Below are 14,018 nucleotides of genomic sequence, written 5' to 3'. Positions count from 1 at the left end.
GCGGCAAGTATCGCAAGGCCATCCCCCCGATTCAGGGCGTGAGCGAATCCTCGCGGCCCCTCGGTTCGTGGGGGGCTTGGGTTTCGGCCGCCACGGGGGCTGGCTAACATCGGCCGCAATGCGATTTGCCTTCAACCATCGTCCGCGGCCGGCCGCCGGCCCGCCTTCCGGGGCCACCCTGGTGCCCGAGCAGCGCCTGGGCGTCTGGGTGCTGCGCCGCGCCCTGCATGCGAGTGCCGCCGGCCAGTGGTACCGGGCCGAGCATGCCCTGGCCCGCGGCCAGCGGGCCGCCCTGATCGTGTTCGAGAACGCCGCCGACGCCGCGGCCCTGATGCTGCGCTTTGCGGATGGGGCCTCCGACCTGGCCAAGCTGCAGCACCACGGCATGGTCACGCCGGTGGACAGCGGCGTCACGCCGCATGGCAAGCCCTTCCTGGTCCTGCCCCTGGTCGAGGCGCGGCCGCTCCTGAGCCTGACCGAAAGGCTGGGCGTGCGCGAACGCCTGGCCCTGCTGCTGCAGCTCTGCGACGCCCTGGCCCATGCGCACAGCGAGGGCTTCATGCTGACCGAGCTGGACCCCAGCCTGCTGTGGGTGGGCGTGGATGGTCGCCTGCAGCTGATGGGCCTGCATCTCAGCCACGAAGACATTCCCGTGCCGCCGCATCCGGCCCTGCTGGCCTACGCCAGCCCGGAGCGCCGCCAGGGCGGGGCTGTCAGCCCGTCGAGCGAGGCCTATGCGCTGGGCGCCCTGCTGTGCGAGCTGGTCCACGAGCGCTTGCCCGACCATCACGAAGCCGGTCCCGAGCACGACAGCGTGGCCACGCGCTGGCCCGAGCTGAGCCCGGCCCAGCGGCTGAGCCTGGAGGCCCTGGTCCACAAGGCGGCCAGCCCCTTGCCTGAGCAGCGCCATGCCAACAGTGAGGCCCTGGGCCTGGACCTGCGTGCCTGGCTGGCCGGCGAGAGCCATTCGGCCCTGACGCTGACACCGATGCCGATCCCGAACTCCGGTCCGGTGCCGCTGGACGAGCCCGTGCCCACCGAGGACGCGCCCGGTGGCATGGCCTGGTTCTGGCGCTTCTGGCGCCAGCTGACGGCCGGCACGCCGCGCTGAACCGCCGGTCGACGGCCTAGGCGCGCTGCGGGCCCGGCTTGCCGCTTTCGACGACGAAGCGGGCCTGAACCTCGATGGCGCTCGCCTCGTCCCAGTGCGACTGCACGGTCCTCAGCTCGGCGTTCATCAATCCCTCAGCCAGCTCGAAGCGCATGTAGCCGCGCTGGTCGGTGCGCGAATGCAGCACGTGCGGGTTCCAGGCCAGGGCCTGGTTCTGCTTGTCCTGCGAGCCGCCATGGCTGCTGATCGAGGTGCCGCAGAACTCGCTGGCCAGCAGCGGCGTCTCGGGCCGGTCGAAGTCCAGGCGCAGGCCGGCCACGTAGTTGGTATGGACGTCGCCGCCCAGCACGACCGCATTGGGCACCTGGGCCCCGGCCAGGTCCTTGAGCAGCCGGGCGCGGGCGGCCGGGTAGCCGTCCCAGCCATCGGTCCAGTAGCGGCCGCCTCCCTTGGCGGTGTCCCGCAGCGTATGGCGGGCCATCAGGGTCTGCTGGGCGAGCAGGTTCCAGGGGCGGCTGGCATCCCAGGTCCTGGCCAACCAGCGCTCCTGCGCCTCGCCCAGCAGGGTCCGGCCGGACTGGTTCAGCGCGGGACAGTCGCGCTCGTCCACCGTGTTGGAGCCGCCGCGGCCTGGCTTGGGGCAGACCTGCGGATCGCGCCAGCTGCGGTCGTCGGTGGTGATGATGCGGGCGAGCTGGCCCCAGTCCCAATGGTGGTAGAGCCGGATCGCCGCACGGTCCGGGTCGCGGGGACGCCAGGCCTTGGGGAAGGGCATGTGCTCCCAATAGGCCTGGGTGGCCGCGGCGCGGCGGGCGTGGAAGCCGGCGTCCGGCACTTCCGGCTGATCGCCGGCCCAGTCGTTCGACACCTCATGGTCGTCCCAGGTGCAGATCCAGGGCGCGCGCGCATGCATGCGCTGCAGATGAGGGTCGCTCTTGTACTGGGCGTAGCGCTGGCGGTAGTCGTCCAGCGTGCGGCAGGGCCCGCCCTGGTGGCGGCGCTGGGCATCGCTGTCGTGGGCGGTGCTGTATTCGTAGATGTAGTCGCCGAGGAAGAGCACCAGGTCCAGCTCCTGCTCGGCCATGTCGCGCCAGGCGGCATAGCGGCCGTGGTCCCAGCGCTGGCAGGAGGCGATGGCGAAACGCAGGCTGGCCTGGGCATCCGGCGCCGGCGAGGTGCGGGTGCGACCGGTGCTGCTGCGCTGGCCCAGGGCACTGAAGCGGTACCAGTACCAGCGGTCGGGCTTGAGTCCGCCCGGCTCGGCGTGGACCGTGAAGGCACTGTCGGCCTCGGCCAGCTCGGTGCCGCTGGCGGCCAGGCGCTGGAAGCCTTCGTCCTCGGCCAGTTCCCAGCGCACCGGCACCGGCTCGGCCAGGCCGGGGCCGGTCAGCCGGGTCCACAGCACCAGGCTGTCGGGCCTGGGGCAGCCCGAAGCCAGGCCCAGGCCGAAGCGCTCGAGGTCGGCGGCGCGCGCGTGACGCAGGAACAAGGGGGCGGTACCGGAGGCCAGCAGCAGCTGCAGCAGCTGGCGGCGGTCTTGGGAGTCGGGGCCGGATTGCATCGCCGCAGCTTAGTCGGGATTCGCGACGGCCCTTTGACGCCGGGCCCGGTGTCCCCGGGGAAATGCTCATGTCCTTCGTCATCCACAGGGGCTTGCGCACGGGTCCCCGTGGCTATCATGGTTCGCCATGTCCACCGATGCCTCGTCCGCCCTGACCAGCCCCTCGCTGGCACCGTCGCCGCCGGCGCTGAGCCGTCCGGACCACGCGGCCCGCTGGCTGGCCCTGCTGCTGGCCGCCGGTTGCGGCGCCCTGGGCCTGGCCCTGGTGCTGAACTACCCGCTGCTCAGGCCGCTGGCCACGGGGCTCTACCTGGTGGCGATGGTGGCGAGCTTTCGCTGGTGGCAGGCGGCGCCACTGCTGTTGATCGGCCTGGTGCCGGTGCTGGGCCTGGCGACCTGGACCGGCTGGTTCATCTTCGAGGAACTGGACCTGCTGGTACTGGCCGCGGCGGCCGGTGGCTACGCGGCGTATGCCTTCGGCAGGGCCGGCGACAAGCAGGCCGCCTGGCGGCGTCCGCTGGCGCCGTCCGCCTTGGCCAAGCTGTTGCTGGTGGTCTATGGACTCTGGCTGCTGTGGTCGGTCAAGCGCGGCCTGGGCGATGCCGGCGGCTTCGAATTCGGCTGGTGGCAGGGGTACCTGGAGAGCCTCAACGCGCCTCGCCAGGCCAAGGGCTTTGTCTACGCCCTGCTGCTGTTTCCGCTGTGGCAACGCGCCAGCGCCAGCCGGCCAGACCGGGTCGAGCGCGGCATGTTGTTCGCGATGTGTCTGGCCCTGGCCGGCATTTCGCTGGCAGCCTTGTGGGAGCGTGTCGCCTTCCCGGGCCTGCTGAACTTCAGCTCCGACTACCGCAGCACGGCCATGTTCTGGGAGATGCAGGTCGGCGGTGCGCAGCTCGATGGCGCCTTGCTGCTTTGCCTGCCGTTCGCGGTGGCGGCCCTGCTGCGCCAGCGCAGCCCGGTGCTGCTGGGCTTGCTGGTCGCCCTGCTGCTGCTGGGCGTCTATGCCGCGTTGACGACCTTCTCGCGCGGCGTCTACCTGGCCCTGCCGGTGGCGCTGGCGGTGCTGCTGATCCTGGGCTATCGCCAGCACCGGGCTCGCAATGCCCTGCTGGCCGAGCAGCCGCATCATCTGGAAATGGCACTGAGGGCCTTGCCCTGGTTGCTGCTGATCTTGCTGTTCGGATTCAGCGCGTCGCAGGTGTTTGCAGTCGCCGGCTACCGCGGCCTGCTGGCCTTGTCGGGCACCGGCCTGCTGCTGCTGTTCGCGCCGCGCGAGCTGTCGGCCGGGCGGCTGGGTCAGCGCCTGCTGGTGCTGGTCATGGCGGCCCTGCTGGGCCTGCTGGCCGCCGGGCTCAGCTGGGTGGTGGCCAGCTGGATTCCCAAGTCGGCCTATGGCCTCTATGCGCTGGCCCTGGCGCTGGGGGCCTGGCTGATCTCGCGGCGGCCCCAGGCCGGCGACCCGATGCTGCGCGCCCTGATCGTCAGCACCGTCTGGTTCTGGGGGCTGGGCTGCGTGGCGGTGGTGGCAGGCAACTGGGGTGGCGAGGCCGCACTGAAGGCGACGCTGGGGCCGGCCCTGCTCTGGGCCCTGGCCTGGGTGTGGTTGATGGGTTTCACGCCGCCGGCGGCGCAGCGCATGCTGACCCTGCACTGGCGCGCGCGCAGCATCCTGGCCGGCGTGCTGCTGGCCGTGGGTGCCCTGGTGTCCACGCTGGAAGGCGGCGCCTACCTGAGCGAGCGCATGACCACCGGCGTGCAGGACTTCGGCGCCCGGGTCGATCATTGGCGCAGCAGCTACTGGCTGCTGCAGGGCGACGCGGAGCGCTGGTTGGGCAAGGGCAGCGGACGCTACATGGCGGCGCGTTTCTACGGTGCACCGGTGCCGGAGCGCGTGGGGGACTACCGCTTGTCGGATGACGGAGGCAAGCCCCTGCTGCGGCTCAGCGGCGGCCGCCATGGACTGGACTCCGGCCGGCTGCTGCGGGTCAGCCAGCGCCTGGCCGCACCGAGCGGGGCTCTGGTGCTGCAGGCGCGGGTCCGTGCCAATGCCGACGCGGGTCTGCGTGCGGAACTGGGCGAGAAGCATCTGCTTTACCACGGCGCGGTGAGCGAGGGCGAGGTGGAGATCAAGGGCCGGCCCGGCGAATGGCAGAGCCTGCAGATCAAGCTCAAGCCGCTGCCGCCGGGCGTGGGCGGCGACTGGTGGGCGCCGCGACTGGTGACCTTGTCGATCGCCGAGACGCACAGCGGCCGCGAACTGGACGTCACCGACCTGCAACTGCTGGACGCTGGCGGCCGCCCGCTGCTGGCCAATGGCGATTTCTCGAAGGGCCTGGCCTATTGGTACTTCACCAGCGATCGCCACCACCTGCCCTGGCATGCCAAGAGCCTGCCGCTGCACATCCAGTTCGAGCAGGGCTGGGTCGGACTCTGGCTTTGGACCGCCCTGGTGGTAGCGGCCCTGTGGCGGGTGAGCCTGGGCCGCGCCCGCGCCCATCCGTTGGCGCCGGCCGTGGCCGCCTCCATCGTGGGCTTCCTGACCGTGGGCCTGTTCGACAGCCTGATCGATGCACCGCGCCTGGGCTTCCTGTTCTACAGCGTGCTGCTGCTGGGACTGACACTGCGGGCGCTGTCGCCCGGCGTGGCGGCCGATTCGCGTCAGTAGCCACCGCTATCATGCGCAGCCCGCCTGCGCTGTTCTCCCATGTCCGCCCCGCCTCTCGATGCCGCCGCCACGCTCAACCCCGCGCAGCTGGAGGCGGTCCACCACCTGAGCGGTCCCTGCCTGGTGGTGGCCGGTGCCGGCTCGGGCAAGACGCGGGTGATCACGACCAAGATCGCGCGGCTATTGCAGGCCGGCTATGCGGCCCGCAACATCGCCGCCATCACCTTCACCAACAAGGCTGCGCAGGAAATGCGCGAGCGGGCCAAGGCCCTGGTCGGCCCGCGTGCGGCCAAGGACCTGGCGATCTCGACCTTCCACTCGCTGGGCGTGCGCATCCTGCGCGAAGAAGGCACACGGGTCGGACTGAAGGAGCAGTTCTCCATCCTCGACAGCGACGACGTGCTGTCGGTGCTGCGCGATGCCGGCGGCACCGTCGATGCCAACCAGGCGCGCTCCTGGCAATGGACCATCTCGCTGTGGAAGAACATGGGCCTGAATGCGCACCAGGCCGCGGCCCAGGCCAAGGACGAGAACGAACGCGTGGCCGCGGTCGTGATGGAGCGCTACCAGGAGCGGCTCTCGGCCTACCAGGCAGTGGACTTCGACGACCTGATCTCGCTGCCCCTGAAGCTCTTGACCGAGGATGCCGAGGCGCGCGGCAAATGGCAGGACACGCTGCGCTACGTGCTCGTCGATGAATACCAGGACACCAATGCCGTTCAGTACGACCTGCTGAAGCAGCTGGTCGGCGGCCGGGCGCTGTTCACCGCCGTGGGCGACGACGACCAGAGCATCTACGGCTGGCGCGGCGCCACGATCGAGAACCTCAAGCGCCTGCCGCTGGACTTCCCGCAGCTCAAGGTCATACCGCTGGAGCAGAACTACCGCTCCACCGGCGCCATCCTGCGCGCCGCCAACAACGTGATCGCGGTCAACCCCAAGCTGTTCGAGAAGAAGCTCTGGAGCGAATTCGGCGATGGCGAGCCGGTGTCCCTGGTCGAATGCGACGGCGAGGACCACGAGGCCGAGCGTGCCGTGGCGCGCATCCAGGCGATACGTGGCCAGGGCGGCGCCGGCATCGAGTTCAAGGACTTCGCCATCCTCTACCGCGCCAACCACCAGGCCCGTCCGTTCGAGCAGGCGCTGCGCCGGGCCCAGATTCCCTACAAGGTCAGCGGTGGCCAGAGCTTCTTCGACAAGGCCGAGATCAAGGACCTGTGCGGCTGGCTGCGCCTGCTGGTCAACCAGGACGACGACCCGGCCTTTCTGCGCGCGGTCACGACGCCCAAGCGCGGCATAGGCCACCAGACCATCGCCGGCCTGAGCGGCTTCGCGGCCAAGTGGAAGTGCAGCCTCTACGAGGCCCTGTTCGCCGAGAGCCTGGGCACGGCGCTGAGCGTCAAGCAGATCACGGCGCTGCACGAGTTCGGCCGCTACGTGAACGAGCTCGAATACAAGGCCCGCCACACGGCCGGCTCGCAGGAGGCCAAGGTCCTGCTGCTGGAGTGGCTCAAGGCCATTGCCTACGAGCAGCACCTCTACGACAACGAGGAGAACGAGAAGGTCGCGGCCGCGCGCTGGAACAACGTGCTCGATTTCGTCGACTGGGTGGCCAAGCGTTGCGGCGGCGAGATCCAGGAGGACGGCGGCAAGTTCGAGACCGAGAAGCAGACCGTGCTGCAGGTGGCACAGACGATCAGCGTGATTCTTTCCATGGCCGAGCGCGGCGACGACCAGGACCAGGTCGTGCTGACCACCCTGCATGCCAGCAAGGGCCTGGAATGGCCCCATGTCTTCCTGGCCGGCGTCAACGAGGGCCTGCTGCCCTTCAAGGCCGACGGTGAAGACATGACCCCGCAGCGGCTGGAGGAAGAGCGTCGCCTGATGTACGTCGGCATCACCCGCGCCCGCAAGACGCTGGCGGTCAGCACCCTGCGCCGCCGCCGCAAGGCGCGCGAGCTGGTGATGGGCATCCCCAGCCGCTTCATCCTGGAGATGAAGCTGCATGAAGGGTCGGGCAAGGAAGACCCGCGAGAGAAGCTCAAGAAGATGCGCGAGGCCCTGGCCGCCAAGGCCGCGGCCAGCGCGGCGGCGCAGGCTCAGCAGCTGAAGGGCTGACTCAGGGCCTCGAAGGCTGAGTCAGTGGTTCTGGGCCGCGGCTGGGCAGCCAGCCGGGCTGATCGGCCAGCGAGGCCAGCGGAGCGACCCGGGTTGAATCCCACCAACCCTGCTGCAGGGGCATGCGGTCCAACTGCAGCATGAAGTGGATGCGCCCGGCTTCGCGCCAGCTGGTCAGCTGGCCATTGGCACCGCCCAGTTGTGGCAGTTGGATTGCCTGTCGCCGGCGGTCGACCGGCACCGTGGCCGGGCCCGCCGGAAAGGCCTGGTGCAAGGCCATCAGCGGCGCGGCGAACACCTGGTCGAAGAAGAAGAAGGGCGAGGGCCGCGCCTGCTCCGCGGCGCTCAGGCCCGCATCCAGTGAACGCCCGTCCCGGACCAGCTGCAGGTGGCGCTTGGTTGTTTCACCGGGCTGGGCGATCTCGGCCAGCGAATTGCCCTGCGCGTCCAGCGCGAGGCTCAAGGTGCGCGAGTCGATGCTGAGGCTGATCTGCCCTACGCATTGCCAGTGCAACTCGGCGGGCGCGCAGTCGGCAGCGCCGGCGTCGCAGATCGTCGCCAAGCCCAGCAGCAATCCCAGCAACAGCGAGCCGAGCCGCGGGCTCAAGGCTGGCTGGCCGGCTTGGCCGCGGCTTGGGCCGGTTGGCGTGCCGCGCCTATCGAGGCCGGGGCCGCGTTGCCGCGGGCGTCGGTCCAGCCCTCGAGCGTGATCGCCGCGTCCCAGGGCTTGGGGCGCCGCGGGTCCCACTTGCCGTTGTGGATGCTGCCGTCCGGGCGGGACAGCTCGAACTCGATTACCGGGCTGCCACCCTTGCGCGTGAGCTTGAGCTTGGCCGGCTTGCCGTCGAGCTGGGCCTCGCGCTGGCTTTCACCCAGGGGCACGGACGACGGGCCGGTTTCGAAGGCTCGGCGCAGTGCGCCCATCGCCTCGGCGAAGACCTGGTCGAAACGGTTGAACGGATTGAGGGCCGGCGCGCTCAGGTTGATCACACCGACGCCCTGATAGAGCATCAGATTGGACGGCTTGACGATCATGAAGCGCTGCCGCTCCTGGCCACTGCTCCGTTCGGCCAGCACTTCATCGGTCTCGAACCAGGTCAGGCTGGCGGCGTTGCCGACCTTGTCTTCACGCAGCTCGAGGTAGCCGGGGCAGTGCCAGGCCAGGGTCGTGGGCGTGCAGGGCGCGGGTTTTTCGGTGGCGTCGGCGGCCAGCGCGGAAGCCGACAGGATCAGGGCGAGGCAAGGAGCCGCCAGGAGCTTGCTCAGGGTCTTCATCGGTCGATTCACAGGGCATTTACCGTTGGGGCGAAGAGTGTCGCATGCTCAGATTGGACCCATGCAATGGCTCAATCCGCTCATCCTGGTCTGCGCCCTCGCGGCCATCCTCGGCTCGCAGCTGGGGGCACCCACGGCGCTGTTCTTCGTGCTCAAGCCTTTCACCACGGTCCTCATCCTCTGGCGGGCCTGGCCGCGCGGCGAGGGCGATGCGGCGCGGCTGTGGGTACGGGCCGGCCTGCTCGCGTCGCTGGCGGGCGACGTGGCCCTGCTGTGGCCCCGCGAGGGCTTTCTGCCGGGCCTGGTGTCGTTCCTGCTGGCCCATCTCTGCTACCTCTGGGCCTTCACCCGGCACCAGCGATTCGCGGCCTGGCCCTGGGCCTTCGTCTTCTACGGCTTGCTGGCCGGCGCCATCCTGAGCCAGCTGTGGGCCGGCGTTCCGGCTGCCTTGCAAGCGCCGGTGGTGGCCTATGTCCTGTGCCTCAGTGCCATGGGCGCGCAGACGGCCGTGCTGGCCCGCTTGTCGGACACGCCGCGCAACCGGCTGCTGGCCCTGGGCGGCCTGTTGTTCGTGGTGTCGGACGCCTGCCTGGCGGCCAACAAGTTCGCCGGACCGCTGCCCTGGGCGGCCTGGATGGTGCTGCCGACCTACTGGGCCGCGCAGTGGTGCATTGCCGGCTGGCTGGCGCCATCGGCCAAGGAGAGCAAACCATGACGAAGCGTCTGATGATGGCCGGCCTGCTGGCCCTGGGCTCGGGCCTGGCGATGGCGCAAGCGGCTTCGGCGCCGGCGGCTTCGGTGCCGCTGTTCGCCGTCGAGTTCCGTACCGGCCCGGGCTGGGACAAGAACAAGCCGTACCAGGAGCAGGCCGAGGTCCGTGCCCATTCGGCCAACCTGAAGAAGCTGCGAGACCAGGGCAGCCTGGTGATGGGCGCCCGTTACGGGGAAGTGGGTCTGGTGGTGCTGGCGGCCGAGAACGAGGCCGCCGCCCATGAGATGGTCAGGCAGGACCCGTCGGTCAAGGCTGGCACCTTTGCCTACCAATTGAACGAGTTCAGCGTGTTCTACGGCGGCACGCTGCAGCCGGCGCCGCGCCGCCGCTGAAGCGAGGCGGCTTCCCGCCTGCTTACATGCCCTTGAACAGGTGCGTGTAGCTGCGGCTGACTTCCAGCTTCTCGTTCAGCCCCTTGATGCCGACCAGCTGGCGGCCGCGGAAATCGCGCGTGATGCCGGCGATGGCCTTGACGTTGACCAGGGTCGAGCGGTGAATCTGCCAGAACAGCTTGGGGTCCAGCTCGTCCACCAGTTCCTTGATCGGCTTGCGTATCAGGGCCTCGACGCTGGCGGTCTGCACCCGGGTGTACTTCTCGTCGCTGATGAAGAACAGCACGTCCTCGACCGGGATCATCTGGATGGTCTGACCCACGGTGGCCTGGATCCACTGCAGGTAGTTGGGAATGCCGCTGGGGTTCAGCTGGCCTGAGAGCTTGTGCAGCAGCTGCTGCATGGGCTGGGCCGGCTTGCCGTCGTCGGGCACGGGCTCGTTGCTGTGGCGCTGGGCCAGGCGCTTCTTGACCCGCTCCACGGTCACCTGCAGGCGCTCGCGCTCGGCCGGCTTCAGCACATAGTCGGCCACGCCCTGCTCGAAGGCCTCGACCGCGTACTGGTCGTAGGCGGTGATGAAGACGATCTCCGGCAGCAGCCAGTCGTCGTCCTCCGGCAACTGGGCGATCTGGCGCGCGGCATCGACGCCGGTCAGGCCCGGCATGCGGATGTCCAGGAAGACCAGGTCCGGCTTGTGCGCCTGGACCAGCTCCACCGCCTCCAGGCCGTTCTTGGCTTCGGCGACGATGTCCAGATCGGGCCAGACCTCGGTCAGGCGGCTGCGCAGCTGTTCGCGCATCAGGCGCTCGTCGTCGGCCAGGACGGCGCGCACTTGCTTGGGGGGGGCGGTGTCGTTCATGGGCCGATGTTAGTCGTGTGCCAGCGTCGGTTCGGTCGGTGCTGTCACCGGTTGTGGCGGCGGCGTGGTGGTCTTGGCCGGCTTCCTGCGCAGGGCCAGCCACAGGATGCCGACCAGCAGCAGCAGGGGCGAGAACACCACCGCGCCTATGCCGACCACGGCCAGCACGCCTATGGCCATCATGCCGCCGACAATCAGCAGCGGCAGGCCTATGCCCAGCAGCAGGGCCAGGGGCACGACGATCAGGACCACGAAGGCCGCCACCGCCAGGCCGATGATGCCGCCGACCAGGTCGCCTATGTCCAGCGAGCCAAGCAGCACCTCGTCGCCGTTGATGCTGATGGACATGTCGGGATGGCTGCCGATGTGGTGCCACAGGCTGAGGCCGCCGGACACGGCCGCGACCAGGGCCAGCAGGGCGATGACGGCAAAGATCTGGAACACGCGCTTCATGCTTTCGCTCCTTCGCTCTTGGGTTCGTCTTCCGATCGGCTGCGGTAGGGCACGGCAATGGTGACCACGGTGCCGCTCGGCTGGTTCTCGGTGATGGTGACCGTGCCCTTGCTGCCATACAGCAGGGACAGTCGTTCGCGGATATTGGCCAGGCCCACGCCGGTGCCCGAAGTGGCGGCCCGGCCGAAGCCCAGGCCGGTGTCGGCCACGGTGACCTGCAGCTTGCCGTGCACGATCTCGGCCTTGACCTTGAGGCTGCCGCCCTCGGCCTTGGGTTCCAGGCCATGCTTGATTGCGTTCTCGACCAGGCCCTGGATCATCATCGGCGGGAACTCGGCCGACAGCAGGCCCTCGGGCACGTCGATCTCGGTCTGCAGGCGCTCTTCCATGCGGACCTTGAGGATCTCCAGGTAGGGGCGGATCACGTTGATCTCGCGGCCCAGTTCGCGCACGCCGCCGGTGGCATTGGCTTCCCGCATGGTGGGCATCGAGGCGCGCAGCAGGGCGATCAGGTTCTTCTGCATCTGCGAGGCGCGGGCCGGGTCGGTCTCGATCAGGTGGTCGATCGAGGCCAGGGTGTTGAACAGGAAATGCGGCTCGACCTGGGCCTGCATCGCGGCCATGCGGGCCTCGACGACCTGGCGCTTCAGCGACTCGGCCTCGGCGGTTTCGGTGGCCTTGGCGGCCTTGAACTCGGCCACGATGCGGCTCTTGTACATGGCCTTGATCACGGCCGAGGACAGCACGATCAGGAAGGCCAGCTCATCCAGGAAGTCACCGAGCTTGCTGTAGAAGATGCGGTAGCGGGGCTCGTGGCGGTTGGCCTCGATGATGGCCGAGCGGGCTTCCTCGAGCTGGTCGCGGGCCTCGTCTAGGGCCTGTTCGCGGGCCCGCTGGCGGGCGTCACGCACGGTTTCTTCGATGGCCTTGCGGGTTTCCTCGACGGCGCGGCGCAGTTCGGCACGGTCCACGCCCTTGGGCAGGTCGATGGCGATGCTGGGCAGGTCCTTGAGCTCGTCTTCGCTGAGCGTCGGTGCCGAGGCGCCGCTGGCGCTGCCGGCCGGGGCCTGACGGGGCTCGATGCGCAGGCCCTTGTCGTCGATGCTGATCTCGTAGTGGATGGGCTTGTCGACGTTGATCGGCAGCTTGTCGCTGGTCCGCTTGGGCGCCTTGGGGATCTTGGGCAGGTCGGGCAGGATCTCCTCGCGGCCCGATTCCCAGCGGAAATTGAACGGCGGCAGATGCTGCAGCACGTTGGCGCCGATGATCAGGGCCACGGCCAGCAGGGTGAAGCGCTTCCAGCTGATGCCCACCAGCCAGCCGGCGTACAGGTGGAACGCCCGCAGCGCCAGGGCCGAGAAATGCTGCCAGCGCTGGTAGGGGGTCGGGTTGGTGGGGAGGGTGGCGCTCATGGGAAAACCTTGTCGTTGGGCCGGACTGTACGCAGCCTGGCCGCCCCGCTCGACGCCCGGGCGATGCGCCGTGCGAGCCGCGTGACCAGCTGCATTAATCGGCGACAGGCCGCGCGCACGGTGGCACCCCAATGAAAAGGCCCGCCGGGAGGGCGGGCCTTGGTCTGTGAACTGCGTCACGGACGGACGCCGTCGGGGGCTTGTTACTGCTTGACCGCCTCGACCTGGATCACCAGCTTGACGTCCTTGGCGAAGCCCCAGGCCAGACCGTAGTCCACGCCCCACTGGGTGCGGTCGATGGTGGCCACGAAATCGCCGCCGCAGACCTCGCGCTTGAACATCGGGTTCATGTAGCAGCCGTAGTTGCTGGCCTTGAGCGTCATCGGGGCGGTCTTGCCCTTCATGGTCAGCTGGCCGGCGACTTCGACGACCTTGTCGCCGTTGAAGACGAACTTGTCGCCGACGAACTTGGCGCTGGGGAACTTGGCCACGTCGAAGAAGTCCTCGCTCTTGAGGTGCTTGTCGAAGCCGGCCGAACCGGTGTTGATGCCGTTCATGTCGAAGCTGATCTCGACCTTGCCCGTCTTGCTGGCGCTGTCGATGGTGACCGTGCCTTCCTTCTTCTCGAAGCGGCCGCGGTTGGTCGAGACGCCGAAATGCGGGATCTCGAAGGTGGCGTAGGTGTGGCTGGGCTCGATGGCGTAGGTCGCGGTTTCGGCCTGGGCCAGACCGGCAGCGGCCAGGGCGGCCAGGGCGAGGGCTTTCTTCAGCATGGTGCGGGTTTCCTTGTGGAACTGGAGGAGGAGGGGAACAACAGGGGGCTTGGGTGCTTGGTCACAGCGGTGCGATGCCGCTGAAAGCCAGCTTGAACTTCACTTGCACGTCGTTGGCGACCATCGAGGTGTCGGCCCATTCGCCGTCGCCGATCTTGAATTCCAGGCGCTTGAGCAGGAAGGCGCCGCTGGCCGTCGTCGTGCCGCCGGCCTGGGCCAGGGCCAGGGGAACGGTGACGTCGCGGCTCAGTCCCTTGATGCTCAGCTTGCCCGCCACCTCGTAGCGGCCGCCGCCCAGGGCCTTGACGGCCGTGCTCTGGAACTGGGCCTGGGGCAGGCGCTTGCTGTCGAACCAGGGCGCCTTGGCCAGCTCGGCATCGAATTCGGGCGCGCCCAGCGTGGCGCTGGCCAGCTCGATCGTGAACGCCACCTTGGCGGCCTCGGGCTTCCTGGGGTCGAAGCTCAGCTGGGCGTCGAAGCGCTTGAAGCGGCCCTCGATGGGCACATTCATCTGCTTGGCAACGAACAGCAACTCGCTCTGGGCGGCCTGGAGGGCCGGCGCCGCGGCGGCAGCGGCCGGCTTGGCCTGCGCGGCCAGGGCGCAGGGGGCGCCGGCGGTGGCCATCACCAGGGCGGATGCCAGGGCCAGGGCCGCGGTGGACAGGGTCTTCATCTCAGGTCTCCGAG

At 69.2% G+C, this 14,018-nt stretch carries 13 protein-coding genes; 5 read left to right on the top strand and 8 right to left on the bottom strand.

The genetic code is table 11. The features are described from left to right. Positions 1-118 precede the first annotated feature (118 nt). On the top strand, positions 119-1,111 hold the full coding sequence (locus QT382_RS18650) for a protein kinase family protein (protein WP_289255625.1): 993 nt from the start codon (positions 119-121) through the stop codon (positions 1,109-1,111). A 16-nt stretch (positions 1,112-1,127) separates the two neighbouring features. Here the strand turns inward: QT382_RS18650 and QT382_RS18645 are convergent, their stop codons facing one another. Further along, on the bottom strand, positions 1,128-2,672 hold the full coding sequence (locus QT382_RS18645) for an alkaline phosphatase D family protein (protein ID WP_289255624.1): 1,545 nt from the start codon (positions 2,670-2,672) through the stop codon (positions 1,128-1,130). Between the two features lie 127 nt (positions 2,673-2,799). On the opposite strand from QT382_RS18645, the gene QT382_RS18640 reads away from it, so the two are divergent. Beyond that, positions 2,800-5,337, top strand: a complete 2,538-nt coding sequence (locus QT382_RS18640) for a hypothetical protein (protein WP_289255623.1) — start codon at positions 2,800-2,802, stop codon at positions 5,335-5,337. A gap of 39 nt (positions 5,338-5,376) precedes the next feature. Next, on the top strand, positions 5,377-7,455 hold the full coding sequence (locus tag QT382_RS18635; RefSeq protein ID WP_289255622.1) for an ATP-dependent helicase: 2,079 nt from the start codon (positions 5,377-5,379) through the stop codon (positions 7,453-7,455). A gap of 1 nt (position 7,456) precedes the next feature. Here QT382_RS18635 and QT382_RS18630 read toward each other — a convergent pair whose 3' ends face one another. After that, positions 7,457-8,062 carry a hypothetical protein gene (locus tag QT382_RS18630; protein WP_289255621.1) on the bottom strand — a complete coding sequence of 202 codons (606 nt, stop codon included), beginning with the start codon at positions 8,060-8,062 and terminating at the stop codon, positions 7,457-7,459. Then, the gene (locus QT382_RS18625; protein ID WP_289255620.1) at positions 8,059-8,730 is read right to left on the bottom strand and encodes a hypothetical protein; all 672 of its coding nucleotides are present in this window, start codon (positions 8,728-8,730) and stop codon (positions 8,059-8,061) included. Before QT382_RS18625 ends, QT382_RS18630 begins: the two co-directional genes overlap by 4 nt. 61 nt (positions 8,731-8,791) lie before the next feature. Here QT382_RS18625 and QT382_RS18620 point away from each other — a divergent pair, with 61 nt between their 5' ends. Beyond that, the gene (locus QT382_RS18620; protein ID WP_289255619.1) at positions 8,792-9,445 is read left to right on the top strand and encodes a lysoplasmalogenase; all 654 of its coding nucleotides are present in this window, start codon (positions 8,792-8,794) and stop codon (positions 9,443-9,445) included. Continuing rightward, positions 9,442-9,834 carry a YciI family protein gene (locus tag QT382_RS18615; protein WP_289255618.1) on the top strand — a complete coding sequence of 131 codons (393 nt, stop codon included), beginning with the start codon at positions 9,442-9,444 and terminating at the stop codon, positions 9,832-9,834. The genes QT382_RS18620 and QT382_RS18615 overlap by 4 nt, the downstream gene beginning before the upstream one ends. Before the next feature lie 22 nt (positions 9,835-9,856). On the opposite strand, the gene QT382_RS18610 is transcribed toward QT382_RS18615, so the two are convergent. From QT382_RS18610 to QT382_RS18590, 5 genes are all read right to left on the bottom strand, one after another. Beyond that, positions 9,857-10,693 (bottom strand): LytR/AlgR family response regulator transcription factor, encoded by an 837-nt coding sequence (locus tag QT382_RS18610; protein ID WP_289255617.1) that lies wholly within the window; start codon positions 10,691-10,693, stop codon positions 9,857-9,859. 9 nt (positions 10,694-10,702) lie between these two features. Continuing rightward, on the bottom strand, positions 10,703-11,146 hold the full coding sequence (locus tag QT382_RS18605) for a hypothetical protein (RefSeq protein ID WP_289255616.1): 444 nt from the start codon (positions 11,144-11,146) through the stop codon (positions 10,703-10,705). After that, complete coding sequence (locus tag QT382_RS18600) at positions 11,143-12,558, bottom strand: sensor histidine kinase (protein WP_289255615.1); 1,416 nt, start codon at positions 12,556-12,558, stop codon at positions 11,143-11,145. Before QT382_RS18600 ends, QT382_RS18605 begins: the two co-directional genes overlap by 4 nt. A gap of 203 nt (positions 12,559-12,761) precedes the next feature. Further along, complete coding sequence (locus tag QT382_RS18595) at positions 12,762-13,331, bottom strand: YceI family protein (RefSeq protein WP_289255614.1); 570 nt, start codon at positions 13,329-13,331, stop codon at positions 12,762-12,764. A gap of 61 nt (positions 13,332-13,392) precedes the next feature. Beyond that, positions 13,393-14,004: a YceI family protein gene (locus QT382_RS18590; protein ID WP_289255613.1), complete on the bottom strand. Its 612-nt coding sequence runs from the start codon at positions 14,002-14,004 to the stop codon at positions 13,393-13,395. Between the last annotated feature and the right edge of the window lie 14 nt (positions 14,005-14,018).

The organism is Pelomonas sp. SE-A7 (genome assembly GCF_030345705.1).
In the GTDB taxonomy this organism is placed as follows: Bacteria; Pseudomonadota; Gammaproteobacteria; order Burkholderiales; family Burkholderiaceae_C; genus JAUASW01.
Note: the sequence above shows the minus strand (reverse complement) of the source record. Positions and strands in the feature narration are given on the sequence as shown.

What these genes read in the sequence shown, in the direction of transcription:
- QT382_RS18650 (WP_289255625.1), top strand. Translation starts at nt 119, where the DNA reads ATGCGATTTGCCTTCAACCATCGTCCGCGGCCGGCCGCCGGCCCGCCT.
- QT382_RS18645 (WP_289255624.1), bottom strand. Translation starts at nt 2,672, where the DNA reads ATGCAATCCGGCCCCGACTCCCAAGACCGCCGCCAGCTGCTGCAGCTG.
- QT382_RS18640 (WP_289255623.1), top strand. Translation starts at nt 2,800, where the DNA reads ATGTCCACCGATGCCTCGTCCGCCCTGACCAGCCCCTCGCTGGCACCG.
- QT382_RS18635 (WP_289255622.1), top strand. Translation starts at nt 5,377, where the DNA reads ATGTCCGCCCCGCCTCTCGATGCCGCCGCCACGCTCAACCCCGCGCAG.
- QT382_RS18625 (WP_289255620.1), bottom strand. Translation starts at nt 8,730, where the DNA reads ATGAAGACCCTGAGCAAGCTCCTGGCGGCTCCTTGCCTCGCCCTGATC.
- QT382_RS18620 (WP_289255619.1), top strand. Translation starts at nt 8,792, where the DNA reads ATGCAATGGCTCAATCCGCTCATCCTGGTCTGCGCCCTCGCGGCCATC.
- QT382_RS18615 (WP_289255618.1), top strand. Translation starts at nt 9,442, where the DNA reads ATGACGAAGCGTCTGATGATGGCCGGCCTGCTGGCCCTGGGCTCGGGC.
- QT382_RS18610 (WP_289255617.1), bottom strand. Translation starts at nt 10,693, where the DNA reads ATGAACGACACCGCCCCCCCCAAGCAAGTGCGCGCCGTCCTGGCCGAC.
- QT382_RS18605 (WP_289255616.1), bottom strand. Translation starts at nt 11,146, where the DNA reads ATGAAGCGCGTGTTCCAGATCTTTGCCGTCATCGCCCTGCTGGCCCTG.
- QT382_RS18600 (WP_289255615.1), bottom strand. Translation starts at nt 12,558, where the DNA reads ATGAGCGCCACCCTCCCCACCAACCCGACCCCCTACCAGCGCTGGCAG.
- QT382_RS18595 (WP_289255614.1), bottom strand. Translation starts at nt 13,331, where the DNA reads ATGCTGAAGAAAGCCCTCGCCCTGGCCGCCCTGGCCGCTGCCGGTCTG.
- QT382_RS18590 (WP_289255613.1), bottom strand. Translation starts at nt 14,004, where the DNA reads ATGAAGACCCTGTCCACCGCGGCCCTGGCCCTGGCATCCGCCCTGGTG.